Origin of the sequence: Roseibium limicola, assembly GCF_017313085.1 — a bacterium.
Classification (GTDB): Bacteria; Pseudomonadota; Alphaproteobacteria; order Rhizobiales; family Stappiaceae; genus Roseibium; species Roseibium limicola.
In genome coordinates, this window is the sequence record NZ_JAFLNF010000006.1 from 156473 (window position 1) to 181618 (window position 25146).

Annotated in this window: 22 protein-coding genes and 1 other RNA gene; 15 read left to right on the forward strand and 8 right to left on the reverse strand. The window is 57.8% G+C overall.

Features of this window, described 5'->3' with window-relative positions:
• Nucleotides 1-25: 25 nt before the first annotated feature.
• Both dapB and J0X15_RS14420 read left to right on the forward strand, forming a co-directional pair.
• On the forward strand, nt 26-838 hold the full coding sequence (gene dapB, locus J0X15_RS14415; RefSeq protein ID WP_206942188.1) for a 4-hydroxy-tetrahydrodipicolinate reductase: 813 nt from the start codon (nt 26-28) through the stop codon (nt 836-838).
• A 24-nt stretch (nt 839-862) separates the two neighbouring features.
• Nucleotides 863-1483 carry a 2,3-bisphosphoglycerate-dependent phosphoglycerate mutase gene (locus J0X15_RS14420; RefSeq protein WP_206942189.1) on the forward strand — a complete coding sequence of 207 codons (621 nt, stop codon included), beginning with the start codon at nt 863-865 and terminating at the stop codon, nt 1481-1483.
• Nucleotides 1484-1549: 66 nt separating this feature from the next.
• Here the strand turns inward: J0X15_RS14420 and J0X15_RS14425 are convergent, their stop codons facing one another.
• The 3 genes from J0X15_RS14425 to J0X15_RS14435 are packed head-to-tail and all read right to left on the reverse strand — an operon-like array spanning nt 1550 to nt 4259.
• Entirely contained in the window at nt 1550-2551 is a 1002-nt protein-coding gene (locus J0X15_RS14425; RefSeq protein WP_206942190.1) for an adenosine kinase, read from the reverse strand.
• A gap of 28 nt (nt 2552-2579) precedes the next feature.
• Complete coding sequence (locus J0X15_RS14430; RefSeq protein WP_206942191.1) at nt 2580-3470, reverse strand: prephenate dehydratase; 891 nt, start codon at nt 3468-3470, stop codon at nt 2580-2582.
• Between the two features lie 54 nt (nt 3471-3524).
• The gene (locus tag J0X15_RS14435) at nt 3525-4259 is read right to left on the reverse strand and encodes a 3-deoxy-manno-octulosonate cytidylyltransferase (protein ID WP_206942192.1); all 735 of its coding nucleotides are present in this window, start codon (nt 4257-4259) and stop codon (nt 3525-3527) included.
• A 188-nt stretch (nt 4260-4447) separates the two neighbouring features.
• Between J0X15_RS14435 and J0X15_RS14440 the strand changes: the two genes are divergently transcribed.
• From J0X15_RS14440 to J0X15_RS14475, 8 genes are all read left to right on the forward strand, one after another.
• Nucleotides 4448-5149, forward strand: a complete 702-nt coding sequence (locus J0X15_RS14440) for a c-type cytochrome (protein ID WP_206942193.1) — start codon at nt 4448-4450, stop codon at nt 5147-5149.
• A 145-nt stretch (nt 5150-5294) separates the two neighbouring features.
• Complete coding sequence (locus J0X15_RS14445; RefSeq protein WP_206942194.1) at nt 5295-6734, forward strand: diguanylate cyclase domain-containing protein; 1440 nt, start codon at nt 5295-5297, stop codon at nt 6732-6734.
• 411 nt (nt 6735-7145) lie between these two features.
• Nucleotides 7146-8606: a sensor domain-containing diguanylate cyclase gene (locus J0X15_RS14450; protein ID WP_206942195.1), complete on the forward strand. Its 1461-nt coding sequence runs from the start codon at nt 7146-7148 to the stop codon at nt 8604-8606.
• Between the two features lie 208 nt (nt 8607-8814).
• A complete protein-coding gene (locus tag J0X15_RS14455; protein ID WP_206942197.1) occupies nt 8815-10659 on the forward strand; it encodes an extracellular solute-binding protein in 1845 nt (614 codons plus the stop codon).
• On the forward strand, nt 10656-12557 hold the full coding sequence (locus J0X15_RS14460; RefSeq protein ID WP_206942199.1) for an extracellular solute-binding protein: 1902 nt from the start codon (nt 10656-10658) through the stop codon (nt 12555-12557). Before J0X15_RS14455 ends, J0X15_RS14460 begins: the two co-directional genes overlap by 4 nt.
• Before the next feature lie 31 nt (nt 12558-12588).
• Nucleotides 12589-13704: a microcin C ABC transporter permease YejB gene (locus J0X15_RS14465; protein ID WP_206942201.1), complete on the forward strand. Its 1116-nt coding sequence runs from the start codon at nt 12589-12591 to the stop codon at nt 13702-13704.
• Nucleotides 13704-14861 (forward strand): ABC transporter permease, encoded by a 1158-nt coding sequence (locus tag J0X15_RS14470; RefSeq protein ID WP_231710428.1) that lies wholly within the window; start codon nt 13704-13706, stop codon nt 14859-14861. Before J0X15_RS14465 ends, J0X15_RS14470 begins: the two co-directional genes overlap by 1 nt.
• A gap of 18 nt (nt 14862-14879) precedes the next feature.
• Nucleotides 14880-16514 carry an ABC transporter ATP-binding protein gene (locus J0X15_RS14475; protein ID WP_206942421.1) on the forward strand — a complete coding sequence of 545 codons (1635 nt, stop codon included), beginning with the start codon at nt 14880-14882 and terminating at the stop codon, nt 16512-16514.
• A 49-nt stretch (nt 16515-16563) separates the two neighbouring features.
• Here the strand turns inward: J0X15_RS14475 and J0X15_RS14480 are convergent, their stop codons facing one another.
• The 5 genes from J0X15_RS14480 to J0X15_RS14500 form a co-directional block, all read right to left on the reverse strand.
• Nucleotides 16564-17766, reverse strand: a complete 1203-nt coding sequence (locus J0X15_RS14480; RefSeq protein ID WP_331461924.1) for a lytic murein transglycosylase — start codon at nt 17764-17766, stop codon at nt 16564-16566.
• Nucleotides 17767-17848: 82 nt separating this feature from the next.
• Nucleotides 17849-18427 carry a histidine phosphatase family protein gene (locus J0X15_RS14485; RefSeq protein WP_206942203.1) on the reverse strand — a complete coding sequence of 193 codons (579 nt, stop codon included), beginning with the start codon at nt 18425-18427 and terminating at the stop codon, nt 17849-17851.
• Nucleotides 18424-19368 (reverse strand): NAD(+) diphosphatase, encoded by a 945-nt coding sequence (gene nudC / locus J0X15_RS14490; RefSeq protein WP_209015351.1) that lies wholly within the window; start codon nt 19366-19368, stop codon nt 18424-18426. The genes J0X15_RS14485 and nudC overlap by 4 nt, the downstream gene beginning before the upstream one ends.
• 90 nt (nt 19369-19458) lie before the next feature.
• On the reverse strand, nt 19459-19872 hold the full coding sequence (locus J0X15_RS14495; protein WP_206942205.1) for an HIT domain-containing protein: 414 nt from the start codon (nt 19870-19872) through the stop codon (nt 19459-19461).
• 117 nt (nt 19873-19989) lie between these two features.
• The gene (locus tag J0X15_RS14500) at nt 19990-20865 is read right to left on the reverse strand and encodes an ornithine carbamoyltransferase (RefSeq protein ID WP_206942207.1); all 876 of its coding nucleotides are present in this window, start codon (nt 20863-20865) and stop codon (nt 19990-19992) included.
• A gap of 132 nt (nt 20866-20997) precedes the next feature.
• Here J0X15_RS14500 and ffs point away from each other — a divergent pair.
• The 5 genes from ffs (at nt 20998) to J0X15_RS14525 (ending at nt 25124) form a co-directional block, all read left to right on the forward strand.
• An RNA gene (gene ffs / locus J0X15_RS14505) (signal recognition particle sRNA small type) lies at nt 20998-21095 on the forward strand.
• A gap of 171 nt (nt 21096-21266) precedes the next feature.
• A complete protein-coding gene (locus tag J0X15_RS14510) occupies nt 21267-23195 on the forward strand; it encodes a DNA polymerase III subunit gamma/tau (RefSeq protein WP_206942210.1) in 1929 nt (642 codons plus the stop codon).
• A gap of 118 nt (nt 23196-23313) precedes the next feature.
• Nucleotides 23314-23634 carry a YbaB/EbfC family nucleoid-associated protein gene (locus J0X15_RS14515; protein WP_206942212.1) on the forward strand — a complete coding sequence of 107 codons (321 nt, stop codon included), beginning with the start codon at nt 23314-23316 and terminating at the stop codon, nt 23632-23634.
• 24 nt (nt 23635-23658) lie between these two features.
• Nucleotides 23659-24267 (forward strand): recombination mediator RecR, encoded by a 609-nt coding sequence (recR, locus tag J0X15_RS14520; protein WP_206942214.1) that lies wholly within the window; start codon nt 23659-23661, stop codon nt 24265-24267.
• Between the two features lie 188 nt (nt 24268-24455).
• Nucleotides 24456-25124: a sulfate transporter family protein gene (locus J0X15_RS14525; RefSeq protein ID WP_206942216.1), complete on the forward strand. Its 669-nt coding sequence runs from the start codon at nt 24456-24458 to the stop codon at nt 25122-25124.
• Nucleotides 25125-25146 lie beyond the last annotated feature (22 nt).

Here is a 25146-nt window from a genome sequence, read left to right on the forward strand (position 1 = left end):
ATGTTCAAGGCAAACGGAAACTGAGATGAGTGAAATGCGTCTTGTTGTTGTCGGTGCAGCCGGCCGTATGGGGCGGGCTCTGGTGCGGGCCGTGGTGGAAGCGAAAGGTGCGACGCTTGTTGCTGCGGTTGAGCGATCGGAATCGGAGGCTCTGGGCAAGGATGCTGGCGAATTGGCCGGTGTAGGCCCTCTCGGTGTCGTCATTACGGACGATGCTACCGCAGCTTTTTCCGGCGCTGATGGTGTCCTCGACTTTACCGCTCCCCAGGCGACGATCCGTTTTGCAAAACTCGCCGCTGAGGCAGGGGCTGCCCATATCATCGGGACGACAGGTTGGTCGGATGGGGAGGATGCGCCGTTGCATGTGGCTGCCAGTTCCATCCCCCTGGTCAAGTCGGGCAACATGAGCCTTGGCGTCAACCTGCTGGCTGCACTGGTGAAAAAGGCAGCCGAGGCGTTGGACGAAGAGTTCGACATCGAGGTGCTTGAAATGCATCACAAACACAAGGTGGATGCGCCTTCAGGCACCGCGCTGCTTCTCGGTGAAGCCGCAGCCGAAGGGCGCGGCATCGACCTTGGCGAGCGCTCTGTGCGCTCTCGCGATGGCATCACAGGAGCCCGCGACGCCGGTGACATCGGGTTCGCCACGCTGCGCGGTGGCTCGGTGATTGGTGAACACTCTGTCATTTTCGCTGGCGAAGGCGAGCGCATCGAGCTGACGCACCGGGCTGAAGATCGCCAGCTTTTTGCCAATGGCGCAGTGAAGGCGGCTCTCTGGGCCCATCGCCAGCCCCCAGGCTTTTACTCAATGGCCGATGTTCTTGGCCTGAACGATTGATCTGAAACTTTAGGGAGAAAGACCATGGAACGCCTTCTGGTGCTTGTCCGTCACGGTCAGAGCGAATGGAACTTGAAAAATCTCTTCACAGGCTGGAAGGATCCGGACCTGACGGAGCAAGGTGTTGCCGAGGCCAAATCCGCCGGCGAGCAGCTGAAGGACATGAAGCTGGAATTCGATCTGGCTTACACGTCTGTGCTGCAGCGTGCGCAGAAGACCCTTGGGCTGATCCTTGAAGAGCTTGGTCAGCAGGATCTGGAAACCATTCGGGACCAGGCTCTGAACGAGCGCGATTACGGTGACATCACAGGTATGAACAAGGATGAAGCACGCGAGAAGTTCGGTGAAGAACAGGTTCACATCTGGCGCCGTTCCTACGATGTGCCGCCTCCTGGTGGCGAAAGCCTGAAGATGACGTCTGAGCGGGTTCTGCCGTACTACCGGGCTGAAATCTTGCCGCAGGTCCTATCAGGCAAGCGCACCATCGTTGCAGCTCATGGCAACTCGCTGCGCTCCCTGATCATGGATCTGGAAAAACTGACACCAGAGCAGATCCTCAAGCGTGAATTGGGCACAGGAACTCCGATCATCTACCGGCTGGATGAAGACGGAAATGTTCTCAGTGTTGAAGATCTCGCAGGCTGATATTGAGTGGATACGCATAAAAAAGGCGGCCATTTGGCCGCCTTTTTTTGGTTCCGGGGATACCCCTTAGAGCTTGAAACCAGCCTGTTGAGCCAATCGCAGCAGTGGCTTTTCCGGGCGTGCACCGACATGGGTGATGACGTTTGACGCACACAGGCAGCCAAGTTCGGCACAGGTCTTGTGATCGAAGCCACGTGCGAGGCCGAAAAGAAAGCCGGAGGCGAAAAGGTCGCCCGCACCGGTCAGATCGACGACACTGTCGATGCCAACTGCCGGAACCTTTATTACGCCCTCAGCAGAGATCACCATCGCTCCATCGGCGCCAAGAGTGAGGGCTGTCAGCGCCCCACTTGCCTTGGCTGCAGCGACGGCAGTGCCGAGATCAGACGTCTCGTAGAGCGCCTTGAGTTCGTGTTCATTGGCAAACATCAGATCGAGGGTCTTGTCGTTCAACATTCCGATGAACTCGCTGCGGTAGCGGTCGACGCAGAAGCTGTCAGACAGGGTGATGGCAACCTGTCGTTCATTGGCATGAGCGATCTTCGCGGCTTCCAGAAACGCCTTTTTGGCTTCTTCCGGGTCCCAGAGATAGCCTTCCATGTAGGTCACGGCTGCAGCGGCCACAACGTCCGGATCCACGTCGGATGGCCCGAACTTGGTGCAGGCGCCGAGATAGGTATTCATGGTGCGCTCGCCGTCCGGCGTAATCAGGATCATGGAACGCGCTGTCGGGACGTCGCCAACCAGACGAGGCGTGTCGAAGTGAACGCCGGTGCCTTTCATGTCATGGGCATAGCTGTCGCCCAGCTCATCATCAGCCACCTTGCCGAAGTAAGCCGGTTTGCCACCCAGAGATGCGATGCCGGCTGCGGTATTGCCGGCACTTCCGCCGCTGATACGGACTGTCTGTCCCATCTTGCCGTAGAGGCGAACAGCCTCTTCAGTGTCGATCAGGCGCATGGACGCCTTGGTCAGCTGTTCGGATTGCAGAAAGTCTTCCTCCACATGGGCGAAGACGTCGCAGATGGCGTTCCCAATGCACAGGGCGTCAAAACGGATATCGGTCATGGAATACTGCAGTCTCTCGTTGGGAGGATCAGGAGGTGGCCATCGGACGCAAGGCGCGGTTGGCTTCCGGTTCGCGGATTTTTTCGCGGAACGGGCTCGCGCAATAGACGCCAAGCATCTTCAGTTCTGCGCAGTAAAACCGTAGTTCTTCGAGGGCGAGTGCGACATTTGGGTCGTCCGGATGACCTTCGATGTCGGCGTAGAACATCGAGGCAAAGAACTGGCCTTCGAGTTGATAGCTCTCCAGCTTCGTCATGTTGACCCCATTCGTCGCGAACCCGCCAAGCGCCTTGTAAAGGGCAGCTGGCACGTTGCGAACACGGAAGATGAACGATGTGACCGTCATCTGACCTGTGTATGCCGCCTTCTTGTCTTCAGGTGAAAGAATGAGAAAGCGGGTCGTGTTATGCTCGGCGTCTTCGACGTCTCGACGAAGGATATCAAGACCGTAAAGCTCTGCCGCAAGCTCGGGGGCGAGAGCGGCAACGCTCAGGTCTCCCAATTCAGCAATCTGACGCGCAGAACCTGCTGTGTCGGCCCCGACAACAGCGTTCAGCCCGAGCTCGCGAATAATCTTGCGGCATTGGCCCAGTGCATGCACGTGGCTTTGCACAGTCTTCAAGCCCTCGACGGTGGCACCCTTTGGCGCCATCAGCTGAAATCGGATTGGCAGGAAGTATTCGCCGAGAATGTGCAGGCTCGAATGCGGCAGCAGATGATGAATATCTGCGACCCGTCCGGCGACCGAGTTCTCGATCGGGATCATGCCGAGGTCGGCTTCGCCATTTTCGATCGCCGTAAAGCAGTCCTCGAAGGTTGCGCAAGGAATCGGCTCATAGTCAGGATAAACGTTCTGGCAGGCCATATGGGAATTGGCGCCGTCTTCACCCTGGAAAACGATCTTCTTTCGGTCACTCATATCTTGTCTCTATGGCCTGTATTGCGGGCGTTGATTGGCGGGAGGGGCAGCACGTCATTGCGCGGCTATGGCGGCGCGTGCCCGATCCAGGTCCTCTGCAGTGTTCACATCCATCGGGGCGCTGTCGATGATTTCCACATCGATCCGCATTCCGGCTTCCAGTGCGCGCAGCTGTTCGAGTTTTTCGCGCAGCTCCAATGGAGAGGGCGGCAAAGCGACAAACTGCTCCAGGGCCTTGCGTCGATAGGCGTAGACGCCAATGTGCTGGAAAAGCGGTCCGTCGCCGGATGGGGCGGTCGCACGGGTGAAATAGAGCGCGCGAACGCGCGAGGTACTTACTGGCGTACCAACTGTCTTGACGAAACCTGGGTCATCCCGGAAACGGCTCTCGTGAATCTCGGTCATGATAGTGCCGATATCCACCTTCGGGTCGTCGAGCGGCGCGAAGGCCGCACGAATCGCTTTCGGAGCGATCAATGGCACATCCCCTTGCAGATTGAGGACAATTTCATGTGCGCGACCGGGATCCACAAGGTTTGCTGCCTCAAAAATACGGTCAGAACCGGACGCATGGTCAGGTGAGGTCAGTACGGCTTCCGCACCGTGAGCGCGGGCAGCCTGGGCAATATCTTCATGGTCACAAGCAACCACCACACGCCCCAGTTCAGCGGCCAGGGCCTGCTCCCAAACCCGGACGATCATTGGTTTTCCGCAAATATCTGCAAGCGGTTTGCGCGGCAGCCGGGTGGCATTCAAACGGGCCGGAATCAGGACAAGTGGGGAAGTCAAAAGTGTCTCCGGAGAAAAGCACCCGATTGCTCGGGAATTAATGCGGCTGTTTGTCGTAGGTCCCGTCCTTTTATACCTATGGACAGAGAGGTCAAAAAATTTGTAGGGTCCGCGACATATTGAGAAGCTTTAGGGGTCCGTTTGTGCGATTGCGGGCCTGGACGCGCAATAGCTTGGAGCCGGAGAGAATGGATTCCTTCACGCTGAACAAGGCCGCAGGGGCGGTTCTTATGGTCTTGATCCTGACCATGGGTGTCGGCATTGTATCTGATATCATCTTTGAACCATCGGAACCTGAAACCCCTGGCTATGCCATTGCGGTTGCGACCGAGGGCACAGGTGAGGCAGGTGGTGGTGCCGTAGAGGATGCTGTTGAGCCGATCGCTGTGCGTCTGGCTTCGGCTTCCGCTGCGGACGGCGAAAAGGTGGCAAAGAAATGCGCCGCTTGTCATGACTTCAACGAAGGTGGCGCCAACAAGGTTGGCCCGCTGCTGTGGGATCTCGTCGGCCGTAAGCCCGGCGCTCACGAGGGCTTTGCCTATTCCACTGCCATGGTTGCTTTTGGTGAAGAGCATCCGGAATGGTCGTTTGAGCAGCTTGATCATTTCCTGACCAAGCCGAAGGACCATATCCCGGGCACCACCATGGGCTTTGCCGGACTGCGCAAGCCTGACGACCGGTCGAACATCATTGCTTACCTGCGCGAGCAGGCCAGCGATCCTGTTCCGCTGCCGGAGCCGACGGCGGCCGCTGAGACTGGCGAAGCACCAGCTGAGGACACGGCAGGTGAGTCTGCTGCTGAAGAAACTCCGGCTGAAGCAGAGGCTCCTGCAGAGCCGGCTGCTGCGGAAACCGCAGCTGTTCCTGAAGGCGAAGCCGCTCCGGAGTGAAGCTGTCGTTTTCGATAGCGACAAATAGGTATATTTTACAATGTAAAAGCCGCCCTTTTCGAGGGGCGGCTTTTGCGCTTTGAAGCACTTGTTAACGCTGTACACGATAGGTTGCAGCACGACGTGTGGCTTTGAGGATTACGGAATGAGTTTTCGGCAGATCATGCAGGGGACAATCAGCAGGCGAGTCAGCGTCGGAATTTCGCTGGCTGCGGCCGGAGTCGTCTTGTTTGCCTCTCTGCTTCTGACCGCGCATGTCAGTGGCTTGGTCGCCGACGGCGCCAAAGGGCGTCAGGAACAGCAGGTTTTGGCAGAACTTTCCAAGATCCGGGCCCGCCTGGAAGGCCGCCTCCTGGAGACCGCAGCCCTCGGTGATGGCTTGAAAAGTTATGTCAGCCGACACGTTGACCTGTCCGAAGATGATTTCGAGTTTCTCGGCGCCAACCTCCTTGATGCAAACAAGAACTTGCGTTCGATCGGCCTGGCGCATGGCAACGTCCTGCAGCACATCTATCCGCTTGAAGGAAACGAGGCGGCCATCGGTGTGGACTATCGCAAGGTACCGGATCAATGGCCCGACATCGAGCGTGCAATGTTGGAGCGCAAGACCATTGTGTCCGGTCCGGTAGACCTGGTGCAGGGCGGGCGTGCCTTGCTGGTGAGAGTGCCGATTTTTTCCCCCCGCTACTCCGGTCAACCGATCCCTGAATGGGCATATTGGGGCGTGGCGACATTGGTGCTTGATGAGGCGCGCGTTTTTGCCTCTGCCGGCCTGATTAACAGCTACGATGATTTTTCGGTGGGCTTGACGTTTGCTGACGCTGCGCTGCAGCCGGGAGCGCATATCTTTGGCCGACGTTTCGATGGTTCTACCGATGCGCTCTCGCTGCCAGTCGACGTGCCGGGCGCCGACGGATGGGTGCTGAATGCACGGCCGAAGGTCACTGGTCTGGGGGGCTATAATCGGGAAGTCTGGTTGAATGGCCTTGTGGGCGTGGGCATCTCGCTGATGCGAGCCGGCGTTGTTTTTCTGGTCCTTTACCAACTCTTTCGCGTGCGCTCCCTTGCACTGCATGATGCGCTCACCGGCCTGCCCAATCGCCGGCTTCTGGATCAGCGTATGGAGCAGCTTGTCACGCAGGAGGAGCGGGGCGGGGGAGGCTTCGAGATCGTTTTTGTTGACCTGGACGGATTCAAGCCAATCAATGACACCTATGGGCATGGCATTGGTGACCTCCTTCTGTCTGAAGTTGGTCGCAGACTTTGTAAATTCGCCAAACCTGGCGACACGGTGGCCCGGATTGGTGGCGATGAGTTCATCATCATGGTTTCTGAGACCATGCCGGAGGACGCGCGAAAGGCCTATTGCACCAGCCTTGATGCTTACCTGGATGACGTCATCGAGGTATCTGGCATTTCCTTGGTCGTGCGGGCAAGCGTGGGGCACGCGAGCTATCCGGACGACGCGGAAACAATTTCGGAGCTGCGACGTGTTGCTGATACGCGCATGTACATGGAAAAAACCCGAAAGCGTGATCTGGCAACCCCTGACAGAAAAACGAGGACGCTCGGTATCGCCGTGTAATCCCCGTCGACTGGCCGGCGCCCAATTGTGCGGCCACACGCGGTGCTGTTTCAGCCAACCTTGCAGCTTTCCAGTCTTTCCTTTTTCAAGGTTGTTATCGTTGAAGGTATAGGCAGACCAGTTTTCTCATGTATCGGAAAGGTCGGGTTTTAATTTAATCCTAGAATACTTAGTAAATTTATCCATGCATCAATTGCGTATGGAATTTTATTTAATCAATTTTTCCGATATTTAAATAACCGATTTGGTTGAATTAAATTTATACCAGATTTTAAATAGTAAAAGTCGATATTCTGTTCGGTATCAAGGCCAATTCAGCAAAGGGTTCCGACAGTGCAAGGTCGTTTCAGACCAGGGCGAGGAGATATTAGCAACGGGGTCTTTCCTGCGACCCTGGCGGCTTTTTTCTGTTTGGTTTGCGGGCTTTGGATCACCAGCTATGTCGGCAGCCTCGTCGAGGAATCCGAGGCTGACAGAGATCGGAACTCCGTAGAGCAGCGCGTCAAGGAAGTTGAGGCGCGCTTCCAGGGGCGGATCCGTGAGGCGATTTCTCTTGGCAAGGGTCTGCAGGCCTATGTTGCTCTCCACCCGGCCCTTTCAGACGAAGAGTTCGCCACGTTCAGCGCTCGACTGATTGAAGGGCATGGCGAGATACGCGCAGTCAGTCTCGCTCCGGACAACGAGATCAAATACGTTTACCCACACCGCGAGTATAGCGACATCCTCGGCAAGAAGCTGGATGCCGATCCAAAGCAGTGGCCAACCGTTCGAGAAGCGATGGGCAGTCGGCAAATTCTCGTCTCGGAACCTGCTGTCCTCAATTCAGGCCGCGAGGCACTCGTGGTCAGGGTCCCCATCTATACGAAGTCTGCGGCGCGCGCCGAGACCGAAGGGGGGAGCAATATTGGCAGCCCGGATAATACCAGATTGCAATATTGGGGCGTGGCCAGCCTTGCCCTGGATAAGGTCACCCTGTTTCACGGAGCTGGCCTTTCAGAAGACTCAAAGGATTACAGCTTGCATCTGGAGATGGCGACCCATTCCGCAGCGCCCTCGTCAGACGCGTATGTGGCAGGTGAGCCTCTGGAGGACAGGAGGTGGATCGTCGAAGAGGCCCGACTGCCAGTCAGCCTGCCAACGCTTGAAGCTTGGGAAATCGTATATTACCGCAACAAGCTGGAACCAGGCCAGATCGCGCTTGGAGCGATGCTCTCCCACATCTTTGGAATCGCTGCGACCCTGGTGATTTCGGTGCTGAGCTTCTTTTTGATCCACGAGGTGTTCCAGGTGCGGGGGTTGGCCCTTCAGGACACTTTGACCGGATTGGCAAACCGCCGCCTTCTGGAAGATCGCATCAATCATCTCAGCCGTATCGCTGAGCGTGAAGACCGGGGTTATCACCTGTTTTGGCTCGATCTCGACGGCTTCAAACCGATCAATGATACCTATGGACACGAGACTGGCGATCTGGTGCTGAAAGAAGTTGCCCGGCGATTGAAGGGGGAAATCCGGACCGCTGATACGGCAGCACGGATGGGCGGCGACGAATTTGTCATCCTGACAAGCAACACGATGGACGATGCGCATCGCCAAGCTTTCATGGAACGGCTGCGGAACGCTGTGCGCGCTCCCATCGCAGCGGCCAGCCGTACGATCTCCGTTGACGTCAGCGTCGGAGTATCGACCTTTCCTGAAGACGGTCAGACCGCTCAGGAGGTCCTGCGCTCGGCGGACCGCCGAATGTATGAAATGAAGGGTGGGCGCCATAAACGCACGGCCGTGCCTCAGCGCACCAAGTCGGCTGCTGAAAAGGTCATGCCCCTCATCGGTCAAGCCAACAGAAGGTCGACTGAAAGACCATCGGCAGGTTAAATTTCTGTCATATCGTCGCCAGCGGGGTGACGGCCATCCAGTTCCTCCATAGTGTTTAGCTGTAAGTCCCGCTTTGAGTCGTGAAGCGGGAGGTGTCTATTGATTGCCAACGCCTGGAGGCTCTTGCATGGTTCAAGTCCTGACCGATCGCTTCTCATTTTCTATTGGGCGAGCCAAAAGCATTGGGGGCTTGGGCCAGAAACTCATCATGGCGTCTTGCGCGGTCGTTTTTGCCGCAGCTTTGGCCGTGCCCGCCCCAGCCCGAGCCGCTGACGAGCCGGAGTGGCATATTTCGACGGCTTTAACCGGAACTCCGAAGTACGAAGCCGATGACCAACACTTCGACTACGTCAATCCGGATGCGCCGAAGGGCGGGCTGGTCCGGCTTTCCACGACCGGTGGCTTTGACACGTTCAATCCGATCCTGCCAAAAGGCAACGTCGTTCCGGGGTTGAGCTTGATCTACGACACGTTGATGGAGTCATCCTTGGACGAGCTGGACATCAGCGCCATGTACGGGCTGATTGCCAAAGAGATGAGATACCCGGAGGACTTCTCGTGGGTGGAGTATCGCCTCAATCCTGAAGCGCGCTGGCATGATGGCGAGCCGATAACGACTGAAGATGTGATCTGGTCCTTCGAAAAGGCCACCGAGATCAGTCCACGGGACAAGTTCTATTATCAGAATGTCACTGCGGCGACGTCGCCGACGGAAGGGGTTGTTCGCTTCGAATTCGACATCAAGAACAATCGTGAGCTGCCGCATATCCTGGGACAGCTGATGATACTGCCGAAGCATTGGTGGGAAGGCACCAATGCCAAGGGAGAGAAACGCGACATCTCCGCCGGACTTCAGGAAATTCCCCTCGGATCCGGGCCATATCGGATTAAGAATTTCGAGTTCAATCGCAGCATTACCTATGAGCGGGTCAAGGACTATTGGGGTCGCGATCTACCGGTAAAGGTCGGCGCCGACAATTTCGACGAGCTGCGCTATGATTCTTATCGCGATGCGGCGGTGGTTCTGGAGGCCTTCAAGGGCGACCAGTTTGATTGGCGGACGGAGAACGTCGCCAAGAACTGGGCAACGGCCTATGACATCCCCGCAGTAACCGACAAACGGATCATTTTGGAGACGTTCCCGGACCACGGGTCAGGCATCATGCAGGCCTACATCCCGAACTTGCGTCGCGAAAAGTTCCAGGACCCACGCGTCCGCGAAGCTCTCAACTATGCCTTCGATTTCGAAAGCCTGAACCGCACGGCGTTCTTCGGGCAGTACAAGCGGATCAACTCCTTTTTTGCCGGGACGGAGTTGGCGCACAAGGGTCTGCCGACAGGCAAGGAACTGGAGATCCTGGAAAGCGTCCGGGATCTTGTTCCTGCAAGCGTCTTCACGGAAGAATATGAAAATCCGGTCGGTGGATCACCGAAGCAGCTTCGCAGCAATCTCCGCAAGGCGCTGAAGCTCCTGGGGGAAGCCGGATGGAAGCTGGAGGGCAAGAAGCTCGTCAACGAAAAGACCGGCGAGCCATTTGTGATCGAATATCTGGCATCCGACCCGAGCGCTGAACGGACAGTTCTGCCGTTTGCCGACAACCTGCGACTGATCGGTATCGAGTTGAACCTGCGCATTCTCGATACGCCGCAATACGTCAATCGCATTCGATCCCGTGATTTCGATATGGCAACTCTGCTCTGGGGGCAAAGCCTGTCGCCGGGGAACGAGCAGCGTAATTATTGGGGGGCAGGCTCGGCCGACCAGCCCCAGTCGCAGAACTATGCAGGTATTGCTGATGCAGGCGTCGATGCTTTGATCGACAAGATCATATTTGCCGAAGATCGAGAAACCCTGGTGGCGGCAACCCGTGCCCTCGACCGGGTTTTGATCCATCATCACTATCTTATCCCGCAGTGGTATCTGGACTATGACCGCACGGCTCGCTGGGATCGTTTCGGCCATCCAGACACCATTCCCGAGTACACCCACGGCTTCCCGACGGTCTGGTGGTACGATGAAGCAAAGGCCGCAAAGACTGGAGCAGCAGAATGAGCAGCTCTGGCACGCCGAAACTCGGTCTGAGCCGCCGCATGGTTTTGAAGCTTTCCGGCGTGGCTGCGATGTGCTCTGGGCTTGTTCCCGGGTTGGCGCCCGGACCTGCCTTGGCGGGGGGGACTGGCCCTCTTCATGGACTTTCGGTCTTCGGCGAATTGAAGCACGCCAAGGACTTCAGTGGATTTTCCTATGCCAATGCAGGCGCTCCCAAGGGAGGCGCGCTGAAATTTCGACCGCCAAGCTGGAACTACAATCAGAATCCGCAGACCTTCAACACACTCAACACGTTGATCCTCAAGGGCGATGCGCCGCCGCGTATGGAGATGTGTTTTGATAGCCTGATGGTGCGCGCCTATGACGAACCTGATGCGGTCTATGGGTTGGTGGCCGAGACTGTCGAAGTCTCGGAGGATGGCAACTACTACACCTTCAATTTGCGCAATGAAGCCAGGTTTCACGACGGTTCGAAGCTGACCGCCGAAGACGTCGCCTTTTCCATGCTTTTGCTCAAGGAAAAAGCCCATCCGTTTATCCGCCAGATTCTGGCGGAGCTGCGAGACGCAGTGGTGCTCAATGAAACCCGCGTGGTGCTGGTCTTCACTGGCAAGCAGACCCGACAGGCACCGCTGTTAGCCGTTGTGCTGCCAATCCTGTCGAAGCGCTACTATACCGCCTATGACTTTCAGCAAACCACCCTGACAGCGCCGCTGTCGTCCGGTCCCTATAAGGTCAGTGATCATGCGGTGGGGCGCTATATCGAATATGCACGTGTGAAGGACTATTGGGCCAAGGATCTGCCGGTGATGGCAGGCCACAACAATTTCGACACGATCCGGCTCGACTTTTTCCGCGAGTATCAGGTTGCCTTCGAGGCTTTCAAGAAAGGTGCGGTGACCTTTCACGAGGAGTTCAGCTCCAAGATATGGGCGACGGACTATGATTTTCCAGCTCTGAGCGATGGCAAGGTTTTGCGCAAGGAGTTCCCTGACGATCGGCCTGCCGGCGCGCAAGGCTGGTTCTTCAACTCTCGTCGCGAGAAGTTCCGGGATCCGAGGGTGCGTCAGGCGATCAGCCTGGCTTTTGACTTCGAATGGGCGAACAAGTCGTTGTTCTTCGACATGTACGAGAGAACTCAGTCGTTTTTCCAAAACTCTGACATGGCGGCGAAAGGTTCTCCTTCGGCACCAGAACTGTCATTGTTGGAGCCGCATCGAGCTGATCTGCCGGAAGAGGTCTTTGGCGAGGTAAAGCTGCAGCCGGTCACCGACGGGTCTGGCTTTGATCGGAAGCTTCTTGCCAAGGCGCTGGATCTTCTCACCGAAGCCGGGTTTGAGCGGTTCGGAAGCAAGTTGGTCGATGCAAGCGGTGCGCCGTTGACGATTGAGTTTCTGAACAACTCTCCGGGATTTGAACGCATTGTCCTTCCCTACATAAAGAATTTGGAACGACTGGGGATTTCTGCAAGTTTTCGACTTGTGGATCCGACGCAGTATCAGGCGCGGCTGAATGATTTCGACTTCGACGTCTGTAGCAGACGTTTCGCGCTCTCTGCGACATTGGGAGACGACATCAAGCAGCTCTGGGGCTCAGAAGCAGCGGCAGTGCCGGGATCGAACAATTTGGCTGGCATCGCAGACCCGGTGGTGGATGAGCTGATTGCGAAGATCCTGGCCGCTGAAACGCGAGAAGACATGACAATTGCTGCGCGCGCCCTCGATAGGGTGTTGAGAGCCGGGCACTATTGGGTTCCGCAGTGGACGAAGTCGGTTCATACAGTCGCGCTTTGGGATATCTTCGGGTATCCCGACAAGCAGGCGTCTTATGATGTCTTCCCGGTGGAAAGCACCTGGTGGTCCGACGCGGAAAAGGCGAAAAAGCTCGGCATGGCCGGCTAAGCGCACGACAAGAGGCAAAAACGGAAGCTCCATGGGCGCCTATATTCTTCGACGTCTTCTCCTGATGATCCCGACGCTCGTCGGTATCATGGCTGTCAACTTCTTCATCATTCAGTTCGCTCCCGGTGGTCCGGTGGAACGGGTGATTGCGCAGTTGCAGGGCAACGACGTGTCGGCGACGGCGCGCATCAGTGGTGGCAGTAGCGACATGGCGCCCGGCGCTGTCCATGACGCCTCCGGTGGCGGCATGGACAGCGCCGGCTCCAAGTATCGTGGGGCGCAGGGCCTGGACCCGGAATTCATCAAGGAGCTTGAGGCGCAGTTCGGCTTCGACAAACCTCCCGTGGAACGCTTTCTCGGAATGTTGTGGGACTACGCCCGTTTCGATTTCGGCGAGAGTTACTTTCGCGACATCCGGATCATCGATCTGATCGCCGAAAAAATGCCGGTCTCCATCTCGCTGGGGCTTTGGATGACGCTGATTTCATATGCGGTCTCGATCCCTCTGGGGATCCGCAAGGCGGTCTCCGATGGCTCGACATTTGATGTCTGGACGTCCGGGGTGATTGTTATTGCCTATGCAATTCCCGGCTTTCTATTCGCTGTCCTGCTCATCGTGTTGTTTGCCGGCGGTTCGTTCCTCGATCTTTTCCCCCTGCGCGGTCTGACTTCAGAGAATTGGGAAAGCCTGTCCTGGCCTGCGCGTATCCTGGATTACTTCTGGCATCTTGCCTTGCCACTGGCTGCGATGGTGCTGTCGGCTTTTGCTACCACAACTCTGCTGACCAAGAATTCTTTCCTGGATGAGATCCGCAAGCAATATGTGGTCACCGCAAGATCCAAAGGACTGAGCGAACGCAAGGTTCTATACAGCCACGTCTTCCGCAATGCCATGCTGATCGTCGTCGCCGGGTTCCCCGGAGCGTTCATCTCATCGTTCTTTGCCGGCTCGCTGTTGATTGAAACAATCTTCTCTCTCGACGGACTGGGTCTGCTGGGCTTTGAATCTGTGATCAACCGGGACTACGCAGTGGTCTTTGCGACACTCTACATTTTCTCGCTGATGGGCCTCTTGGTGAACTTGCTGTCCGACCTGACTTACACGTGGATCGATCCTCGCATCGATTTCGAGAGCAGGGAGGTCTGATGATGGACACCACACTCGCTCACACCGACCAAACCGCCTATCAGGCCAGCCCGCTGCCTAGAGGGCGATTGTCGCCGATCAATCAGCGCCGTCTTGCCAATTTCAAGGCGAACCGGCGCGGCTTCTGGGCACTCTGGATCTTTCTGCTGCTTTTCGTCCTCAGCATGCTGGCGGAATTCCTTGTCAGCGACAAACCGATCCTGGTCAATTACAAGGGCGAAATCCTGACGCCGATTTTCGTCGATTATCCGGAAGAGAAGTTCGGCGGCTTTCTGGCTGTCACGGATTATCGTGATCCCTTCATTCAGGAAGAGGTCAATGCCAATGGCTGGATGCTCTGGCCGCCGGTACGCTATTCCTATCGCACGGTGAACAACGAGATCCCGGTTCCGGCCCCGGCGCCGCCATCCTGGATGCTGGACAAGGAAACCCGTTGCTCGCAATACACGGATGGTGCGGATGATCTCAATTGCGTTGTCGGAAACTGGAACTGGCTCGGCACGGACGATCAGGGACGCGATGTGCTGGCGCGGCTTGTCTACGGCTTCCGCATTTCGGTTCTCTTCGGCTTGGCTTTGACACTTGCTTCTTCAATCATCGGCATCGCGGCAGGGGCGGTTCAGGGCTACTACGGCGGTTGGGTGGATCTTCTGTTCCAGCGCTTTATCGAGATCTGGACGGCCATTCCGACGCTTTACCTGATCCTCATCGTATCGTCGGTGCTGATCCCCGGGTTCTGGACGCTTTTCACCATTCTGTTGGCATTCTCCTGGGTGGCACTCGTCGGCGTCGTCCGGGCCGAATTCCTGCGCGGGCGAAATTTCGAATATATCTCGGCTGCACGGGCGCTGGGCGTTTCAAACCGAACGATCATGTGGCGGCATCTGCTACCCAATGCGATGGTCGCGACGCTGACCTTCATGCCGTTCATTCTGAATGGCTCGATTTCCACCCTGACGGCGCTGGATTTTCTTGGCTTCGGTCTGCCGCCCGGCTCGGCCTCTCTTGGCGAGCTGCTGGCTCAGGGAAAAAACAATCTTCAAGCGCCATGGCTGGGGATTACCGGTTTCATCGTGATCTCCCTGATGCTGTCGCTGCTGATTTTTGTCGGTGAAGCGGTGCGCGATGCCTTTGATCCGCGCAAGAGCTTTCAGTGAGGCTGACCAATGAGTGACATGACCCAAGATCAGCCCCTCCTCGACGTTCAGGACCTGTCCGTTGCTTTCAGCAGTGGCGAAAAGGCCAATCTGGCTGTCGACCGGATTTCCTTTGCTATCCGCAAGGGCGAGACACTGGCTCTGGTGGGCGAAAGCGGCTCGGGCAAGTCTGTCTCCGCCATGTCGGTTCTCAAGTTGTTGCCTTATCCACCAGCGTCACATCCAACAGGCCGGATTTTGTTTAAGGGCGAAGATCTGCTCGCAGCCGATGACAAGACGATCCGCAAGGTGCGCGGCAACAAGATCTCGATGATCTTCCAGGAGCCGATGACGTCGCTCAATCCGCTGCACAGCGTCGAACGGCAGATTTCCGAGGTGCTGAAACTGCACCGCGGCATGGGGGAGAGGCAGGCCCGAGAGCGCGTCCTGGACCTGTTGACGAAGGTCGGCATTCCGGAGCCGGAAACCCGCCTTGCATCCTATCCGCACCAGCTGTCCGGTGGACAACGTCAGCGCGTGATGATCGCCATGGCTTTGGCCAACGAACCGGACCTGCTGATTGCCGATGAGCCGACAACAGCTCTTGATGTGACCGTGCAGGCACAGATCCTTAAGCTGCTGAAGGAACTTCAGAGAGAAGAGGGCATGGCGATGCTCTTCATTACCCACGACCTTGGCATCGTTCGCAAGTTCGCCGACCGGGTCTGTGTGATGACCAAGGGCGAAATCGTCGAATCCGGTCCAGTTGCCGAAATTTTCGACAACCCGCAGCATTCCTACACCCAGCATCTTCTGGCTGCAGAACCGAAAGGCCAGCCGCCGGTACACGACGACAGCGCGCCGATTGTGCTGCACGCCGACGATCTCAAGGTCTGGTTTCCCGTCAAGCGCGGTTTCCTGCGCAAGACGGTCGATCACATTAAAGCCGTCGACGGCATCGACATTACGGTTCGCCAAGGCCAGACGCTTGGCATCGTTGGGGAAAGCGGTTCCGGCAAGACGACGCTTGGCTTGGCGATCCTGCGCATGATTTCCTCAACCGGAAAAATCAGTTTCGAGGGGAAGGAAATCCAGAACCATCGCTGGCATGACATGCGGCCCTTGCGCCGCGACATGCAGGTCGTGTTTCAAGATCCATTCGGATCTCTCAGTCCGCGCATGTCGGTGTCAGACATCGTCGGTGAGGGCCTGGAAGTGCATTTTCCCGACCTCACCCTTCAACAACGCGATGCCAAGGTCGCAGCGGCGCTTGAGGAAGTCGGCCTCGATGCCTCGACACGGTTCCGCTATCCGCATGAGTTCTCCGGTGGTCAGCGTCAACGTATTTCTATTGCGCGCGCGATGGTGCTGGAGCCGAAGTTCGTGATGCTCGACGAGCCGACGTCAGCGTTGGACATGAGCGTTCAGGCGCAGGTGGTTGACCTGCTGCGGGCTCTGCAGAAGAAACACGGCCTGGCCTATCTCTTTATCTCGCATGATCTGAAGGTCGTTCGGGCTCTGGCGAATGATGTCGTGGTGATGAAGTCCGGCAAAGTGGTCGAGCAGGGCCGTGCCGTCGATATTTTCGATGCACCCCGAACCGATTACACCAAGGCCCTGATGGCCGCAGCATTCAACATGGAAGCCGCGCCGGTGGGTGTGGTGGGAGAGTAGGGCAGTCGGCCCGGGCACCAGGATACCTGCAAGCTCAGTGAGCAGGATATCACCCCACCCAGCAGGTCGGGTGATATCCGTTGGCTTCCTGATCCTTGCCGATGGACCGGCGGGTCTTGTAGCCAATCAGTCCATCGGAGCCGCCCACATCATGCCCTTCGGCCTCCAGCCGCTTCTGTAGTGTCCTCACAGCGCCCCGGGATGTGTCGCGTGTCGGCTTCCAGGCCTGGACAAATCCCTTGTTGGAGTTGTAGCGGTCGGCGAGGTGCCCAACGAACAGGGCGTAGGTGTCGCTTTCGTTGTATTCTTTCAGGACGTAGAAGTTTTCTGTTGCAATGAAGGCAGGGCCGTAGCGCCCTGCAGGCATCAGAATATTTCCCGGTTGGCTCAGCTCATTGGAAGGAAAGGGGCGGGCGCTGACTCGTTTGATCCCGGCCTGAACCCATTGTGAGATGGCTTGCCGATTGTCGGGGCCTTCGAGGGCGCAAGAAATTGTGTCGGGCACGAAGACCTCATAGCCCCAGTCACGCCCTGGCCTCCAGCCATGCTTGTCCAGATAGTTGGCGATCGAGGCGAGCGTGTCCACTTCTGAAGTCCAGATGTTGCGCCGTCCATCGCCGTCAAAATCCACGGCGTATTTTTCAAAGCTTGATGGCATGAATTGGGGCTGCCCCATTGCGCCACCCCAGGAGCTTTTCATCCCGGCCCGGTTGATGTCGCCATTTTGCAGGATTCTCAAGGCGGCTATCAGCTCGGCTTTGAAGAAATCCGGGCGTTGCCCCATATAGGCGCGCGTGGCCAGAACCCTGATGGCATCATGCGGGATCTTTGCTTTGCCATAACCGGATTCTCGCGCCCAGATCGCCAGCAATATGCGGCTCGGAACACCAAACCGCGCTTCGATCTTGCGCAGGGCGACAACATGCTTTTGCGACTGTTGGCGACCGGCTGCGACCAAGCCATTGAACTGGCTGTCTCGAAAATAGCCAGCCGGTTTGCGGAACTCTGCCTGAAAGTTGATCTGCGGGGTTTTCGAGCCTGTCAGTCCCGGGAGTTTGGTGTCCGGGGTCAGTCCGGAGAGCTCTCTTTGCAGGGTGCGATCGCTGATGCCAGCCGCCTTTCCGGCGGGAATGATGTCGTTCTGAAGGAAGCTTTGAAAGTCGCGAGCTTGTGCCGCTGACAAGAGAGGCGCAAGCAGGCACACCATGCCGGCAAGGAGGGAAACAGCGAGGCGGTGAAGAAGTCTAGGCAAGGAAGAGATCCAGAGTTCGTGAAAGCAAATCATCTGTTCAGTCTAACACGAAGCCATCGGCCGTTGAACTTTGAAGCCTTTGCTAGAGAAGGGTCCAAGGGAGAGGCGGGCTGGCCTGCTCCTCCAAGTCCTTGCGTTCGAAACGATACCAGTTTCCGCCGCAACTCTGATCATGGCACCGGTCGATAGGTGTGTTCATCAGGTGGCACTTCAGCAGGGTGCCGACGGCGCCATGACCACAGAAAAGCACCGCATCATCAGCTGGAATTGTGCCCAGGACGTCGCTCACGCTGGCAACAATCCGCTGCTGGGCAGCTCTTGCCGTCTCCCACCCGCGAATGCTGGTGTCGGGCGAGGCAAAGAATTGATTGGCGACAGCCTCGAACTCCTCCATCGGGAGATAGCCTGTGGCGGAGCGGTCATTTTCGTGCTGAGCAGTCACCTGCCGCACGCTCAAGCCTTGGGCATCGGCAAAGACCTCTGCGGTCTCGATCGCCTTGCGCTCATGGCTGGAGATGACGTGCCGGATAGCCCCGGCCCAGGATTGGTCTGTAGCGGTTTCGGCATGGGCTCGGCCCTTGTCTGACAACCCCCAGTGCGGAATTGGAACGGAAGGCTCGATCTGGACATGCGGGTGGGTCAAATAGATGCAGAAGCTCATGAATAGCGTCCGTCCATCCAGCCGGTGATCAGATGGTGGGCGATGGAGATGGACGGGGGCACCTTGTCGCCGTTCGGGTGTGTCCCGTCGATCATCTGGCGAACTTCGTCGCGATCACACCAACGGCAGGCTTCAAGTTCCTTGTCGTCCATGACGATCTCGCCGGAGGTCGCATAGCCTAGGCAACCGAGCATCAGATTGGCGGGGAAAGGCCATGGTTGATTGGCCAGAAGCCTGACCTCTCCAACGGAGATGCCGGCTTCTTCCATCGTTTCGCGGCGAACAGCTTGCTCAATCGTTTCCCCCGGCTCCATGAAGCCGGCGAGCGTTGTGAAGATGCCTTCGGCGAGGCGCGGAGGGCGCCCAAGGAGTGCGCGGTCGCCGTCGGTCACAAGCATGATCACCACCGGGTCGGTGCGTGGAAAATGCTGTCCGCCACACGATGGACATTCGCGTCGATAGCCGGCCTCTCGCATGTCTGATTTGGTTCCGCATCGGGCGCAGAAAAGGTGGCTGCGGTGCCAATGCAACATTGCCCGAGCTTGCGACAAGGCGCTCAGGTCCGCCGCTGAGACGAGGTTCTGGATGGATAGCGTCCGCAGATCGATGGCAGTGACATCATCCAGCTCCGCCGTCTCTTCGTCAGTGAGTTCCAGCGGGGCGGCGAAAAGCGGCTGCTTGCCATCCATCGTTTGACCGAGGAAGACCATCTGCCGGCGCAGGGCTCCGAGGTCTTCAGCTTGCGCGAACGTATGGCGAACACCGGGCGTCTGCCGGCCGCGCAACAACATTTGCGAAGAGGTGCAAAGGACGACAGCGGCATCTTCCGCAGCCATCCGGCTTTCGATCCACGCATCATCACTCCGCTTGTCGGAGCAGCGGTCCAGCAGGTTGTCGCAAAAACGCATGGTTGGCATCAGGGAGAAATCTTGGGCGGTCATGAATACATCCGTGGCATTTGGCTGGGCGTATGTTGGTGCGGGCAGGCTCGCTTGGCGCGTCGCATGGGGCGTGCGGCCGGGAAATCCTGATTATGTGATGGCAAGGGCTTCGCGCAAACGCCCGATCAGGCGGTCAGCGTCTTCATCGGTGTAGGGTTTGGCCGGGACAGCGCCCCAGACAGGGCCTGGCCAGGCCGGGTCCTTCTGAAACCGGGCGATCACATGTACATGCAGTTGCGGAACCATGTTGCCGAGCGCGCCCACATTCAGCTTGTCACAGGTGGTGACGGCCTTCAGCGCGTCGCTTACCTGGCAGATTTCTCGTATCAGTTGCTGTCGGTCAGGCTCGCTGAGGTCGGTGATCTCGATCATGTCGTTGCGTTTTGGCACCATCATCACCCAGGGATAATTGGCATCCTTCATCAGGCGCAGGGCGCACAATGGCAGGTCGGCGATCGCCAGGCTGTCGCCCTCGAGCCGCGGTGTCATGGAAAACGAAGACATGGAATATCCTGTACCGAAAGTCTGAGTGCCAGACTATAGAGCCAGTTCAGGTCAATTCCATCCCGGCCGCTGGCCAAAATGTTTCCTCGGTCAGACAAGTGTTCAGGTCGGGCCTTCTCAATCGGCCGTCTGGTCGCCCAAGGCCCACTCCAGATAGGCATTCTGGGCGTGCAGCAGATAGGCCTTTGCAGCCGGGCTTTGATAGGCTGGATGAAGCATTGCGTCGGCCTTCACCTCTTGTCCGCGGGTCACAGGCGGGCAGGGGATGAAGGTGCATCCAGGCTTTGCCTCGTCCAGACGTGCTGCACTGACCTGATAGCGCCGCAGCAACTCGGCGTTTCCATCCTTCGGCCAGCAATCGGTAATCAGCACATCGGCTTCGGCGATGGCGGACATGCTGTCGGTGGCCTCGATCTGGTCCTCGATCAGCGAGGACGGCTCCAACAGATAATCATAATCATAGACCTGGATGACCTTGATCGGCAGCACCCGTGCGGCCTCAATCCAGGAGTTGAGGATATTCCCGACCGGGGCCACGGCGACAATGGTCAGCCCCTCCCAAGATCCCCGAGCCCCTCGCAGATAGCTCAGATCACCAAGCGTTTCACAAGGGTGGTTGGTCCGGGTCCTCAGGTTCAAGACGGGAATGGAAGAGTGATCAGCCAGTTTCTGCAGGTGACGTATTTGTGGTGTTCTGATCGCGATGAGATCGAACCAGTTGGCCAGATAGGCCGCCAGATCTTCGGTTGCCTCGCCTCCCATCAGGGACACGGGTACACGCGTGCACAGTCCACCGAGGGCATGGACACCCAGGTCGAGGGCGCTGGGATTGCGCCACCCACTGTCGTCCTCGATCAATGCGACCTTCTTTGAGGTCAGAGACTGCGGTGAGCGGTTTTCTGCCCAAAGATCGGAGAGGGTTTTGGCCCGGTCGGCAAGTTGCAGCAATTCGTCTGATGTCAGGCGGTCGAGGCTCAAGAGGTGGCGCGTCATGCTGGTCCTGTCGGTTTCGGGGCGTCGAGAAGGTCGGACAATCTTCATACACGGGCGTTCCTTGCCAACCGGCAAACATTCTTCGGGTTACCTCTTGCCAAGACCCCACCTCTTGCTGATATAAGGGCCTCGGAAGGTTGGTGGTGGACGAGCCACTCGCCAATCGGGTCAGGTCCGGAAGGAAGCAGCCCTAACGAGATCCGGCACGGGTCATCGTGCCAGCCTTCCACCCACTCTCCTTGCATTTCCCGCTTGTTGGCATCCCCTTTCTGGGGCATTCGTCATGATGTTCTGCATCAGGTCGATCATCGTTTGTGACAAGCGGCGATTCCGCCTTGGATGAGCCGATTTTTTTGCGTCCCAAGCGCGCATGGTCGGGAAAAAGCAAGTAAGGTACGGCTATGGACGAGATGACCTTCAGCCCGAATGAACCCTCCCAAAGTGCTGCTGAAACGCCGAAGACGGACAGCGCCTATCGGGTTCTTGCGCGCAAATACCGCCCCCAGACATTCGTGGACCTCGTTGGCCAGGAGCCGATGGTCCAGACCCTGGAAAATGCCTTTGATACGGGGCGGATAGCTCAGGCCTGGATGTTGACCGGGGTGCGCGGCGTCGGCAAGACGACGACAGCTCGTATCCTGGCGCGTGGCCTGAATTATGAAGTGCCCGGAGTGGCCGACAAGCCAACGGTTCGCCTGGAACAGGAAGGCGTTCATTGTGGCGCCATCATGGAAGGTCGCCATGTCGACGTGATCGAGATGGATGCGGCCTCCCACACCGGTATCAACGACATTCGCGAGATCACCGACGCTGCCAGGTATCGCCCTGCGACGGCACGCTACAAAGTCTACATCATCGATGAAGTGCACATGCTGTCGAATGCGGCTTTCAACGGTCTTCTGAAGACTCTGGAAGAGCCGCCGGAGCATGTGAAGTTCATCTTTGCCACAACGGAAATCCGTAAGGTGCCGGTCACGGTGCTCTCGCGCTGTCAGCGTTTCGATCTGCGCCGGATCGATCAGCCCAAGCTGGTCGGACTACTGCGCCGGATCTCTGACGCGGAAAACATTGAAATTACCGATGAGGCATTGACCCTCATTTCGCGTGCCGGTGAAGGCTCTGCACGTGACAGCCTCTCATTGCTAGACCAGGCCATGGCTCATGGTCAGGGTGCGATTGAGGCCGAAAATGTGCGTCTCATGCTCGGGCTTGCCGATCGCGCCAGGGTCATCGATCTCTTCGAACATTTGATCTCCGGCAATCTGGCTGGGGCGATGGATGAGTTGGCGGCACAATATGCCGTCGGTGCCGATCCGGCGGTGGTGCTCACGGATCTGGCGGAATTTACCCATCTGGTCACCCGCATGAAAGTCGTACCTCAGGCCGGTGATGAAGTCTCCGTCACGGAGACCGAGCGCGTGCGCGGCAAGGAATTCGCCGAAAAGCTGTCCATGCGTCTGCTGTCACGCGCCTGGCAGATCCTTTTGAAGGGCATTCAGGAAGTCCAGTCGGCACCAAAGCCTTTGGCTGCTGCCGACATGGTGCTGGTGCGCTTGTCTTATGCTGCTGACTTGCCGGATCCCGGTGAAGTTCTGGCGCAACTGCGAAACGGCACTCTGCCCATGGGCGGCGGGACACCTGCTAGTTCAGGCCAAGGTGGGGCTTCTGGTCCTGGCGCACCCGGGCAGGGTGGCAGCTCCGGGTCATCAGGTCCGTCTGGCGGTGCTCAGGCCTACGGCACGCATGGCATTCCGTCTGGCGGGGGAACTGGCGGGCCCCGCGCGATGGCTGTCGGCGCTCAGGCTGAGCCGAGACCACAGCTTTCCACCATTCAGGGCGGCGTTCCCCAAACGGCGAGCCGTCCGGCCCCTCAACCAGCTCATGCGCCGGCCTTTCAGCTGAACGGCCTGCGCGATTGCGCGGCGCTTGCGTCTGAAAAGCGCGACATCATGATGAAGGTCGCCATCAACCGTCAGATGCGGTTGGTCAAGTTCGAGCCGGGTCGCATCGAGATCCAGACCACCGAAGACGCTCAGCCTGACATTGCCGGCGAATTTGGCCGCAAGCTGACCGAATGGACCGGCACGCGCTGGGTCGTGGTCGTCAGCCAGTCTCCCGGCCGCCCGACCTTGCATGAAGAGGAAGAGGCCAATCAGCAACAGCTTCTTTCCGATGCCAAGGCCCACCCGACTGTTGCCGCCTTGCTGGCGCAATTTCCCGGCGCGAAGATCGTTGATATCCGGGTGCAGGAAGACGAAGGCAACGATGCAGGCCTCATTGATCCTCTGCTGGCGGAAGCTTTGGGCGAGGACGATCTGGAAGATCTGTAAATCGTACCGATATTAAGCCGGACGAGTATTGGATTGTCAGCTGTGCAGCTCTGCACTAAGGCAGAACACAAAGGCTTCGGGAGTGCCGAAGCCTCAGGCGTAAATGGAGTTGTGGGCTATGGATTTCCTCAAGATGATGAAACAGGCCAAGCAGATGCAGGAAAAGATGGGCGACCTGCAGCAAGCCTTTGCCGATATCGAGACCGAGGGTGCCGCAGGCGGTGGTCTGGTCAAGGTGACGATTGCAGGCAAGGGTGAACTGCGTGCACTCAAGATCGATCCCTCGCTCTTCAAGGAAGACGATGTCGAGATCCTCGAAGATCTGATCATCGCGGCTCATACGGAGGCCCGCACCAAGGCGGAAGCCCAGATGCAGGAAAAGACTCAGGAATTGATGGGCGGCATGGGCCTGCCTGACGGCATGAAGTTGCCCTTCTGAGCCAAACCGGATAGCTACCTTTTCATGGCCAATTCGAAAGTCGCCGGTCCCGAGATTGAGCGTTTGATCCAGCTGCTCGCGCGTCTGCCGGGCTTGGGTCCGCGCTCGGCGCGTCGGGCAGCACTGCAGATGATCAAGAAGAAAGAGCAGTTGCTGGTGCCGCTGGCCGAGGCCATGGGCGTGGCCGTGGAAAAAATCGGCGTCTGCGAAACCTGTGGCACGGTGGATACCACCAACCCCTGTGCCATCTGCACCGACCCGAGGCGCGACCAATCGATGCTGATCGTGGTCGAAGATGTTGCCGATCTCTGGGCTCTGGAACGGGCCGCTGCGGTCAATGCACGCTATCACGTTCTCGGCGGGAACTTGTCACCGCTCGATGGGATCGGGCCGGAAGACCTGAACATCGACAGCCTGATCGAGCGCTGTCGTCTTGGCGATATTTCCGAGGTCATTCTGGCAATTAACGCTACAGTCGAAGGCCAGACAACAGCGCACTACATCATGGACCGCCTCGCCGGTATCGAAGTCAACGTCACCCGCCTGGCCCACGGTGTACCCGTTGGCGGCGAGCTCGATTACCTCGATGAGGGCACATTGGCCCAGGCCCTCAAGGCCCGGACGCAGTTTTAAGCTCTGCGGTGACCTCAAGCTCCGCCGTCATGCCATGACCTGATCATGGCATCCATGCCGATCCCTCGCCTCAAAGAGAGCGCGGATCAGGTCAGGCGGTGACGGAGAGCGGAGGACGGGGGCCTTGCAGTGAACGGCTCTGCCGCCTATCTCAAAACCATATGAAACCTGAAACGCTAGGGCTCTGAATGTTCTCTGCCGCCTCCCGTGCCATCTCTGAAGCTTTCGAGCCGCCGTTTCGGGCGATCTTTCTCAAGATGCTGGGGCTGACACTTGGCATATTGCTGGCAATCTGGGTAGGGCTGCAGGCGGTGCTGGCCGGATTTCTCGAACTGCCCTACCCATGGATGGAGACAGCGCTTTCCATTCTCACCGGTGTTGGTGCCATCTTCGTGCTCGGGTTTTTGATTGCCCCGGTTTCGGCGCTGCTGGCCGGGTTGTTTCAGGATCAGATCGCCGAACTGGTCGAGGCGCGGGACTACCCCCACGAAGCGCAGGGACGGGCGATACCGTTTTTCCCGTCGATCCTGATGACCATCAAGTTCACCGGTGTGGTCATCCTGGGGAACATCTTCGCACTGCTTCTCTTGCTGATCCCAGGCATCAATCTGGTCGCCTTTTTTCTGGTCAATGGCTACTTGCTGGGGCGGGAATTCTTTGAATTCGCGGCGTCGCGCTTCATGCCGGTCGAAGAGGCGCGTGCCTTGCGCAAGTCGCGCAACGGAACGGTCTTCATGGGGGGACTGGTCATTGCCGGTATGCTGGCGGTGCCGATCCTCAACCTGATCACGCCGATCTTCGCCACCATCTTCATGATCCACCTGTTCAAACGTGTCCGGGCAGGGCAGGCCGTCTAAAGACAGCGTCCCGGACAGTCAG

Excerpts from the sequence above, each read along its gene's own strand:
- dapB (WP_206942188.1), top strand. The coding sequence starts at position 26 with ATGAGTGAAATGCGTCTTGTTGTTGTCGGTGCAGCCGGCCGTATGGGG.
- J0X15_RS14420 (WP_206942189.1), top strand. The coding sequence starts at position 863 with ATGGAACGCCTTCTGGTGCTTGTCCGTCACGGTCAGAGCGAATGGAAC.
- J0X15_RS14425 (WP_206942190.1), bottom strand. The coding sequence starts at position 2,551 with ATGACCGATATCCGTTTTGACGCCCTGTGCATTGGGAACGCCATCTGC.
- J0X15_RS14430 (WP_206942191.1), bottom strand. The coding sequence starts at position 3,470 with ATGAGTGACCGAAAGAAGATCGTTTTCCAGGGTGAAGACGGCGCCAAT.
- J0X15_RS14440 (WP_206942193.1), top strand. The coding sequence starts at position 4,448 with ATGGATTCCTTCACGCTGAACAAGGCCGCAGGGGCGGTTCTTATGGTC.
- J0X15_RS14445 (WP_206942194.1), top strand. The coding sequence starts at position 5,295 with ATGAGTTTTCGGCAGATCATGCAGGGGACAATCAGCAGGCGAGTCAGC.
- J0X15_RS14455 (WP_206942197.1), top strand. The coding sequence starts at position 8,815 with ATGGCGTCTTGCGCGGTCGTTTTTGCCGCAGCTTTGGCCGTGCCCGCC.
- J0X15_RS14460 (WP_206942199.1), top strand. The coding sequence starts at position 10,656 with ATGAGCAGCTCTGGCACGCCGAAACTCGGTCTGAGCCGCCGCATGGTT.
- J0X15_RS14465 (WP_206942201.1), top strand. The coding sequence starts at position 12,589 with ATGGGCGCCTATATTCTTCGACGTCTTCTCCTGATGATCCCGACGCTC.
- J0X15_RS14470 (WP_231710428.1), top strand. The coding sequence starts at position 13,704 with ATGATGGACACCACACTCGCTCACACCGACCAAACCGCCTATCAGGCC.
- J0X15_RS14475 (WP_206942421.1), top strand. The coding sequence starts at position 14,880 with ATGACCCAAGATCAGCCCCTCCTCGACGTTCAGGACCTGTCCGTTGCT.
- J0X15_RS14485 (WP_206942203.1), bottom strand. The coding sequence starts at position 18,427 with ATGAGCTTCTGCATCTATTTGACCCACCCGCATGTCCAGATCGAGCCT.
- nudC (WP_209015351.1), bottom strand. The coding sequence starts at position 19,368 with ATGACCGCCCAAGATTTCTCCCTGATGCCAACCATGCGTTTTTGCGAC.
- J0X15_RS14495 (WP_206942205.1), bottom strand. The coding sequence starts at position 19,872 with ATGTCTTCGTTTTCCATGACACCGCGGCTCGAGGGCGACAGCCTGGCG.
- J0X15_RS14500 (WP_206942207.1), bottom strand. The coding sequence starts at position 20,865 with ATGACGCGCCACCTCTTGAGCCTCGACCGCCTGACATCAGACGAATTG.
- J0X15_RS14510 (WP_206942210.1), top strand. The coding sequence starts at position 21,267 with ATGGACGAGATGACCTTCAGCCCGAATGAACCCTCCCAAAGTGCTGCT.
- J0X15_RS14515 (WP_206942212.1), top strand. The coding sequence starts at position 23,314 with ATGGATTTCCTCAAGATGATGAAACAGGCCAAGCAGATGCAGGAAAAG.
- recR (WP_206942214.1), top strand. The coding sequence starts at position 23,659 with ATGGCCAATTCGAAAGTCGCCGGTCCCGAGATTGAGCGTTTGATCCAG.
- J0X15_RS14525 (WP_206942216.1), top strand. The coding sequence starts at position 24,456 with ATGTTCTCTGCCGCCTCCCGTGCCATCTCTGAAGCTTTCGAGCCGCCG.